Annotated in this window: 9 protein-coding genes; 5 read left to right on the top strand and 4 right to left on the bottom strand. The window is 67.5% G+C overall.

The window, feature by feature from the left end; genetic code table 11:
* Together F3J14_RS10245 and F3J14_RS10240 are read right to left on the bottom strand one after the other, a co-directional pair.
* Positions 1–854: SPFH domain-containing protein (locus F3J14_RS10245; RefSeq protein ID WP_166722873.1), on the bottom strand; the 854-nt coding region annotated here is incomplete at its 3' end.
* A gap of 26 nt (positions 855–880) precedes the next feature.
* Positions 881–1,267 carry a DUF350 domain-containing protein gene (locus tag F3J14_RS10240; protein ID WP_166722872.1) on the bottom strand — a complete coding sequence of 129 codons (387 nt, stop codon included), beginning with the start codon at positions 1,265–1,267 and terminating at the stop codon, positions 881–883.
* Positions 1,268–1,403: 136 nt separating this feature from the next.
* Between F3J14_RS10240 and F3J14_RS10235 the strand changes: the two genes are divergently transcribed.
* The 5 genes from F3J14_RS10235 (at position 1,404) to F3J14_RS10215 (ending at position 6,545) form a co-directional block, all read left to right on the top strand.
* Positions 1,404–2,918 (top strand): polyamine aminopropyltransferase, encoded by a 1,515-nt coding sequence (locus F3J14_RS10235; RefSeq protein ID WP_166722871.1) that lies wholly within the window; start codon positions 1,404–1,406, stop codon positions 2,916–2,918.
* Entirely contained in the window at positions 2,918–4,537 is a 1,620-nt protein-coding gene (locus F3J14_RS10230) for an NAD(P)/FAD-dependent oxidoreductase (protein ID WP_166722870.1), read from the top strand. Before F3J14_RS10235 ends, F3J14_RS10230 begins: the two co-directional genes overlap by 1 nt.
* Before the next feature lie 147 nt (positions 4,538–4,684).
* On the top strand, positions 4,685–5,446 hold the full coding sequence (locus F3J14_RS10225; RefSeq protein ID WP_166722869.1) for an N-acetylmuramoyl-L-alanine amidase: 762 nt from the start codon (positions 4,685–4,687) through the stop codon (positions 5,444–5,446).
* Positions 5,447–5,495: 49 nt separating this feature from the next.
* Entirely contained in the window at positions 5,496–5,885 is a 390-nt protein-coding gene (locus F3J14_RS10220) for a lysozyme inhibitor LprI family protein (RefSeq protein ID WP_012366543.1), read from the top strand.
* Positions 5,886–6,056: 171 nt separating this feature from the next.
* Entirely contained in the window at positions 6,057–6,545 is a 489-nt protein-coding gene (locus F3J14_RS10215; protein WP_166722868.1) for a hypothetical protein, read from the top strand.
* Positions 6,546–6,611: 66 nt separating this feature from the next.
* Here F3J14_RS10215 and F3J14_RS10210 read toward each other — a convergent pair whose 3' ends face one another.
* Together F3J14_RS10210 and F3J14_RS10205 are read right to left on the bottom strand one after the other, a co-directional pair.
* Entirely contained in the window at positions 6,612–7,958 is a 1,347-nt protein-coding gene (locus F3J14_RS10210; protein ID WP_166722867.1) for a glutamine synthetase family protein, read from the bottom strand.
* Between the two features lie 147 nt (positions 7,959–8,105).
* Entirely contained in the window at positions 8,106–8,663 is a 558-nt protein-coding gene (locus F3J14_RS10205; RefSeq protein WP_166722866.1) for an XRE family transcriptional regulator, read from the bottom strand.
* Between the last annotated feature and the right edge of the window lie 6 nt (positions 8,664–8,669).

Below are 8,669 nucleotides of genomic sequence, written 5' to 3'. Positions count from 1 at the left end.
CCCGCGATCTGGCCGGCCATCGCCTGGCCAATCACCGCGCCGGCCGCGAGCCCCGCGCCGACTCCCGCGATGCCGCCCGGGTTCTGCGCGGCCAGCGGGATCGCCTGCGCGGTCTGGTATTGCGTCGCGCGAGCGAGATCGCCGGCCATCCCCGCGCCGATCCGCAGGTCGAGCGCCTTCTGCAGCTCGGCCGGCAGCGACACGCTTTCGACCGCGAACGCATCGAGCGCGAGGCCGTAGCGCGTGAATACCGGCACCAGCGCCTCGGCGACGCGTTGTGACAACAGCGTCTGGTTCGCGGCCATGTCGACGAACGGCACGTCGGCCGAGCCGAACGTCGTGCTCATCGCAGTGACGACCAGGTTGCGCAACTGCTGTTCGAGATCGTCGACCGTGTACTGCGCGCGCGTGCCGCTCACCTCGCGGTGGAACGCGGCCGCATCGACGATCCGGTACGAGTAGATGCCGAACGCGCGCAGCTGCACGAAGCCGAATTCGCGATCGCGGATCGTCACCGGCTGCGCGGTGCCCCAGCGCCGGCCGAGCTGCAGCCGGGTGCTGAAGAAGTAGACGTCCGACTTGAAAGGCGACTGAAAGAACTTGTCCCAGTTCTTCAGGTACGTGAGCACCGGCAGCGTGCGCGTTTCCAGCTTGTACAGCCCGGGCTGGAACACGTCGGCGACCTTGCCTTCGTTGACGAAGATCGCGACCTGCGTTTCGCGCACGGTCAGCTGGCCGCCGTACTGGATCTCCTGGTCTTCCATCGGGTAGCGCCAGGCCAGCACGCCGTCGGTGTCTTCCGTCCATTGCAGGACGTCGATGAACTGCTTGCGGATAAACGAACCCAGACTCATGTCGGTCTCCTCGAACGCGTGGCGCGTCAGGTCAGGCAGGCGGCATTGATGATGCCGACGACGAGCGACGCGGTGCCCATCAGGCCGCCCATCGCGACGTTGCGATCCTCGATCGCGTGGTTCATGCCGGAAATCAGGCGGGTCAGCACCGCATAGGTGACGAGCTGCACGGCCATCGCGCCGACGGCCCACAGCACGACTTCGCCGAGCGTCGAATTGTGCGCGATGCTCGAGGCGAGCGTCAGGCAGAAGCCGATCAGCGCGCCGCCGAACGACAGCGTCGCGGCCGCGTTGCCGTCGCGGATCAGTGCCAGTTCGTCGAACGGGGTGACCTTCAGGTACACTGCCGCGAACACAAAAAGCAGCACGAACGCCGACAGTAAATGGACCGCATAAAGATAGGCACTATTCATTCTTTTCCTCGGATTTTGTGCTCGCTTCGCCGCCCCCTCTCCGGTCGGCCCATGGAGCGCCGCCCCGCGCCCGGCCGCCCCACGGATGGCCGCGCCAGTATATCCACATTGACGAACACTGCACAACGGACGCGCCATGCTGCATAAGCGCGCGCTCGTCCTGTCGATCCTCGTGCTCGCGTCGTGCGGGCTCGGCTACGAACTGATCAGCAGCGCGCTGGCGAGCTACCTGCTCGGAGATTCGATCCTGCAGTTCTCGTCGGTGATCGGCTGCTACCTGTTCGCGATGGGGATCGGCTCGTGGCTCGCGAAGTTCGTCGAGGACGACGACGTGCTCGACCGCTTCGTCGACATCGAGCTGCTCGTCGGCCTGCTCGGCGGCGTGTCGGCCGCGCTGCTGTTCGCGGTGTTCGGCTGGCTGGCCGCGCCGTTTCGCGCGGCGCTCTACGCGCTCGTGCTCGCGCTCGGCCTGCTGATCGGGATGGAGATCCCGCTCGTGATGCGTGCGTTCCAGCAGCGCCGCCAGGCGTTCCGCCATACCGTCAGTGAGGTGCTGACCTTCGACTATCTCGGCTCGCTCGCCGTGTCGCTGATCTTCCCGCTCGTGCTCGCGCCGCGTCTCGGCCTGTTGCGCACGAGCTTCCTGTTCGGCTTGCTCAACGCGTTCGTCGCGCTGTGGACCACGCACCTGTTCCGCGACGAGATCCGCAACGTGCGCGGCAAGCTGATGCGCGCATCGCTCGTGATCGGGCTCCTCGTCGCCGGCTTCGCGCTGTCGGACCGCATCACGCACTGGGCCGAACACGGCGTGTACGGCGACGAGACGATCTATTCGGAAACGACGCCGTATCAGCGCATCGTGCTCACGCAGTGGCACGACGATATGCGGCTCTATCTGAACGGCAACCTGCAGTTCTCGTCGCGCGACGAGCATCGCTATCACGAGGCGCTGATCCATCCGACGATCGAAGCGCTGCCGTGGGCGAAGCGCGTGCTCGTGCTCGGCGGCGGCGACGGCCTCGCGGTGCGCGAACTGCTCAAGCACCGCAACCTCGAACAGATCACGCTCGTCGATCTCGATCCGGCGATGACGAAGCTGTTCTCGACCTCCGTGCCGCTCGTGAAGCTGAACCAGGGCTCGCTGAAGGACCCGCGCGTGCAGGTGATCAACGCCGACGCGGTGCGCTGGCTCGAAGCGAGCGCCGACGTGTACGACGCGATCGTCGTCGACTTCCCCGATCCGACCAACTTCGGGCTCGGCCGGCTGTATTCGGTGCCGGTGTTCCGGCTACTCGCGCGCCACCTGTCGGAGAACGGCTATGCGGTGATCCAGTCGACGTCGCCGTATTTCGCGCCGCACGCGTACTGGACGATCGTCGCGACGCTGCACGAAGCCGGGCTCAACACGTGGCCATACCACTGCTACGTGCCGTCGTTCGGCGACTGGGGGTTCGTGATCGCCGGCAAGCGCCGCGACTTCACCGTGCCGACGCGCTACTCGGTGCCGACACGCTGGCTCGACGCGCAGACGGCCGTCGAGATGTTTCACTTCCCGGCCGACATGCCGGCGCGGCCGATGTCGCCGAACGAACTCAACGACCAGCCGCTCGTGCGCCGCTTCGACGACGACTGGAAGCACGTGCTGCGCTGATGGATCGCCGCACCTTCCTCGTCGCGTCCGCCGCCGCGTCGCTCGCCGCGTGCGGTCGCACCGGCTGGATCGAGACGACGCCGCGCGTCGGCTACCCCGGCATGCGCGAAGGCCATGCGCTGCGCGATCACGCGGCGCTGCCGCCGCCGTCCGGCACGATCGAGACCGATGTCGCGATCCTCGGCGCCGGCGCAGCCGGCCTGTCGTGCGCGTGGCAGCTCGCGCGCGCCGGTCACACGCGCTTCGTCGTGCTCGCGGGCCCCGAATTCGGCGGCAACGCGGCCGGCGGCCGCTTCGGCGAGCTCGGCTATCCGAAAGGCGCGCACTACCTGCCGCTGCCGTCGCTCGAATCCGCGCATCTGCGCGACATGCTCGCCGATCTCGGCGTGATCGAGTCGGCGCCGTTCTCCGCGCAACCCGTGTACGACGAGCGCGCGCTCGTGCACGCGCCCGACGAACGGCTGTTCATCCGCGGCGAGTGGCAGGACGGCATCGTGCCGGCGACCGGCCTCGACGCCGACGCGCTCGCGCAGCAAACGCGCTTTTTCGCGTACACGGACGGCCTGCGCACCGCGCGTGGCGCGGACGGCCGCAAGGTGTTCTGCATCCCGATCGCGGAATCGTCACGCGACGCGCGCTGGCGTGCGCTCGATCGGCGCTCGTTCAAGCAATGGCTGCTCGACGAGGGTTACACCGCGAGCGCGCTGCATTGGTACCTGAACTACTGCTGCCGCGACGACTATGGCGCGGGCTACGAGCACGTGTCGGCGTGGGCCGGCCTCCACTATTTCTCGGCACGCGGCGGCCATGCGCGCAACGCGAGCGACGGCGCGGTGCTGACCTGGCCCGACGGGCTGCATGCGATGGTGACGAAGCTGAGCGATTCGATCACCGCGCGCACCGGTTCGAACGCATGGTCGCGGGACGGCTTCGCCGTGCGCGCGACCATGCGCGCGGGCGGCGTCGACGTGCTGTGCGCGCGCATCGCCGACGACGGTACGCTGTCGACCTTCACGCTGAAGGCGCGGCGCGTCGTCAGCGCGATGCCGCTGTTCGTCGCGGCGCGAGTGTTTCCGCAGCTTCAAGCGTACGGTTTCGATCCCGCGCGCGACCTGCCGCCGCGCGCGCCGTGGCTCGTGTCCAGCTTCCTGCTCGACGGAATGCCGGCCGAGGAAGCCGGCGTGCCGCTCGCGTGGGACAACGTCGTCTACGACGGCGCGGGGCTCGGCTATGTCGTGTCGACACACCAGTTGATCCGGATGTCGCCGCCGACGCGCTCGGTGTTCTCCGCGTATCAAGCGCTGAGCACGCGCACGCCGGACGACACGCGCCGCTGGCTCGCGCAGGCGAAGCCCGACGCGCTGCGCGAGCAGGCGGCGATCGACCTGCAGGCCGTGTACGGACGCGAGCTGTGGAAGCATGCGAGCGCGCTGGAAATCACCGTGCGCGGTCACGCGATGGCGACACCCGACGTCGGCTTCCTGAGCCGGCCGGGGCTGCTCGCGCTGCGCGAGGCCGACGGCCCCGTCGTGTTCGCGCATGCGGACCTGTCCGGGCTGTCGCTGTTCGAGGAAGCGTCGTACTGGGGCATGCTCGCGGCCCGGCGCGTGCTCGCCTGAGCGCCGGCTGCCGGCGCACGCGGCGGCGCTCATTCCGTCATTGCGGCGCCGCCGGCAACCGCTATAATCGCGCGACATTCCGACTGCATTGAGCAGGCCGACGGTGCGCGCTATTCGCCGCGCCGCATGCCCTCCTCGACAACAACAATGACACACCGAACCGTTCGACGCCTTCGCCCGTTCGCTCGCGCCGCCGCGCGCCTGCTCGCGTGCGCCCCGCTGCTGGCCGCGCCACTGGCGCTGCATGCGGCCGAAGCCGCCAGCCCGGACGCGCAGCCCGCGTCCGGCCGCTATATCGTCGTCGACACCGGCCATACGCCGGCCCATCCGGGTGCAACCGGCGCGAGCGGCCGCGTCGAATACCGGTACAACCTCGACCTGTCCACCGCCGTCGCCGAGAAGCTCGCCACGCACGGCGATCGCGTGCTGCGCACGTCGGCCGACGGCCGCGAGATCACGCTCGACCAGCGTTCGACGCAGGCGCCCGACGCGAACCTGTTCGTGTCGATCCATCACGATTCGATGCAGCAGCAATTCATCGACGCGGGACGGCAACGCGAATTCCGCGGTTTCGCCGTGTTCGTGTCGGAGCGCAATCCGCACTATGCGGAAAGCCTGCGTTGCGGGAAGTCGATCGCCGAGCGGCTGGTCGCGGCCGGCGAACGGCCGTCGCTGTATCACGCGCAGCCGATCAAGGGCGAAAACCGTCCGCTGATCGATCCGCAACTCGGCATCCATCGCTTCGACGATCTCGTCGTGCTGCGCACCTCGCCGATTCCGGCCGTGCTGGTCGAGGCGGGCGTGATCGTCAATCCCGACGAGGAAAAGCGTCTCGCGCAGCGCGAGACGATCCAGCGTCTCGCCACCGCGATCGCGGGCGGGATCGATGCGTGTACGGCGGCCAGGTAGAAGCTGGCGCCGGTCGATTTCAACGGTTTTCACCCAGAGGAGCACCACCATGAAGAAAAAGAATCTGCTCGCATCCTGCGCGCTGCTCGCGCTTGCCGTTCCGTTCGCCGCGCATGCGGCCGGCTGCGGGAAACCGCGCAGCGCGTTCGACCAGGTGTACTGCAGCAGCAACGAGTTCTCGCAGCTCGACCGCGAACTGAACGACCAGTACGGCCGCGTGCGCAAGCATCTGAGCGGCGACCAGCAGGCGAAGCTGAAGACGAGCCAGCTCGCGTGGATGAAGCAGCGCGACGACCGCTGCAGCGAAACGCGCGACGACGGCTACCTCGTGAACCTCCAGTGCGCGATCGACGCGACGCAATCGCGCCTGTCGTTCCTGCGCGAACGCGAGCGCGAATGCTCGAGCACGGGGTGCGTGACGGCGAAGCTCGGGGAGTAAGCGACAGACGCGCGCCGCAAGGCGCGCGTCCACCGTCCCGTGCCATTCCTCCCCTGACGCCCCACCACACTTTCGGTCCATTTCCCGTCGGGTGTGCCGCCGATATCGTGCTCGTGTCCACTCGCATCGCGGACACATCCAGACCGACCGATATCGAACCGGAGGCACATCATGCAATACGCATATCGTGGTGAAGACAACGCCCACGCGGGCAAACCCGGCCGCACGCCGGCGGAGGTCAAGGCAGCGGGCGGTTTCACGCCGTGGCGGGCGAAGACCGTCGACGAAGCGAGAAGCAACCTGGTGACGCTCGTCACGGCCGGCACGCTCGCGCAACAGGCGCAAAGCTGGTGCATGTACAAGAACAAGGAGAACGGCTGGTTCTTCAGCACCGGCACGGACGTGCAAACGGCCTACGACCACTACGACTTCTTCTATCGTCTCGCGATCGACGGCCTGAACAAAGTCGACTGGAGCGTGATGAAGGCCAACGTCAAGGGCATGAGCCTCTACCTGAACGGAACGTCGGTCGACGACTCGACGCTGATCGCCGTCCTCTGGTCGGTACGCCCGACCGAACTGCTGATCATGACGCCGGTCCCAACGGCGTCCGTCGACGTGAAAGACGGCAATCGCTGGAACCCGCTGTCCGCGTATTGAGCGCGTTCGATCGCGACGACGCACGCCGATCGCGCGTGACCCGCTGCGGGGTCACGCGTCATGCGCTCACAGAAACCACCGATACTCCCGCGCACCGATCTCGTTGCGAAAATCCAGCTCCTCCTGCCGCTTGTTCTCGCAATACACCATCACGAACTCGCTGCCGAGCCCGTCGCGCACGGCCGCGTGATCCTGCATCGCCGCGACGGCCGACAGCATCTCCTTCGGAAAATCGATCCCGCTGCCGCGATCGTCGTTGAGCGGCGCGATCGGGTCGAGCCGTGCATCGAGCCCGTGCTCCATCCCGGCCAGGATCGCCGCGAGCACGAGGTACGGATTCGCGTCCGCGCTCGCGAGCCGATGCTCGATGCGCAGATTGCGCGCATCCGATTCCGGAATCCTGATGCACGCGTCGCGATCCTCGAAGCCCCAGCTTGCATGGCTCGCCGCGTTCACCATCGATCCGTAGCGGCGGAACGCATTGTGATTCGGCGCGAACACCGGCATGCAGTGCGGCAGCAGCGCGAGGCAGCCGGCCACCGCATGCAGCAGCGGCCGCTGCCCGTCCGCGGCGAGCAGGTTGCGGCCCGCATCGTCGTACAGGCTCACGTGCACATGCATGCCGCTGCCCGGCGCATGCAGGTACGGCTTGCCCATGAAGCTCGCGCGATAGCCGTGCTGCAACGCGACGCCGCGCGTGCTGCGGCAGAACAGCGCCGACCAGTCGGCCGCGCGCAACGCATCGTCGGTATGGCCGAAGTTGATCTCGAACTGGCCGGGGCCGAGCTCGGCCGTGATCACCGTCGCGTCCACACCTTGCTCGCGCGTGGCCTCCACCATCTCGTGCAGCACGTCGGAAAACCGCGACAGGCGTTCGATGTGCATGTTCGGCTGATCGTCGCGGTCGTCGCTCAGGCGGTCGCGCGGATACTGCGGCATCCCGTCCGCGAGCTGCGCGGCAAACAGATAGAACTCGAGTTCGAACGCGACGACCGGCCGGATGCCGCGCGCCGCGAAGCGCCGCAGCACGCGCGCAAGCACCTCGCGCGGCTCGAACTCGATCGGCGCATCGGTGCCGTCGGAGCTGATCAGCATCTGCGCGAGCGGCTGCCGCTCCCAGCGCACCGGCTTCAGCGTGCCGGGGATCAGGCGGCGCGGCGCGTCGGGGTCGCCGTCGTTGAAGCAGTAATCGCCGATCTTGTAGAGGCCGCCCTGCGTGCCGAGCAGCACGCAGTTCTGCGGCAGCTTCAGCAGCGCACCGGCCGCGACCTTCTCGAGCGCATCGATCGGATAGCGCTTGCCGTAGAAGTGGCCCGGCAGGTCGAGACAGATCAGGTCGACATAACGGATCTCGGGATGCGCCTGCCGGAATGCGCGGACTTCATCGACCAGCACGGGAACGACGTCAGTCATGTCTCATCCTTTCCATGTCTTGTATGGCGGTGCCGCATCGCGGCGAACCGGACACATCGGCATGCGGCACGTCACATGCCCGATGTCGATCAGTACTGCAAACCGGTGGCACGGCGTGACAGCCTGTCCGGCCACCGCGCCAACGACTCAGGTGAACACCCAGATCACGCGCGTCAGCGTGTCGCCCAGGTTCGCGTAACGAAACCGCTGGTGCGCGGGCAACTGGAACGCGTCGTTCGGGCCGAGCGTGACGGGGTTGTCGTCGCCGTCGATCCAGATCGTCAGCTCGCCTTCGAGCACGAAGCCGCCCTGCTCGTCGCTGTCGTCGACGGAGCGCTCGCCGCTGCTCGCGCCGGGTGCGAGATGGCTCTCGAGGATCGAGAAGCGCGAACGCATGTTCGGCGACACGAGGATGTCCGTGATGCCGGCCGCGTAATACACGGTGCGCCGCTCGTCGGGCCGCGTGACCCACGGCACGCTGCGCGGCTTGCTCAGGCTGTAGAAATACGTGGTCGGCACGCCGAGCGCCTCGCCGATCGCGGTGAGATCGGCCACCGTCGGGCGCGACAGCCCGCGCTCGACCTGCGACAGAAAGCCGACCGAGCGGCCGATCCGTTCCGCGAGATCGTTGAGCGTGACCTTGCGATGTTTGCGCAGGTCGCGGATCAGGATCGCCAGACTTTCTATCTCTTCCTGTTCGTTCATGTTGGA

The organism is Burkholderia sp. Tr-862 (genome assembly GCF_011753085.1).
Lineage (GTDB): Bacteria > Pseudomonadota > Gammaproteobacteria > Burkholderiales > Burkholderiaceae > Burkholderia > Burkholderia ambifaria.
The sequence above is the reverse complement of the archived record's forward strand: the minus strand, read 5'-3'. Positions and strand labels throughout refer to the sequence as shown.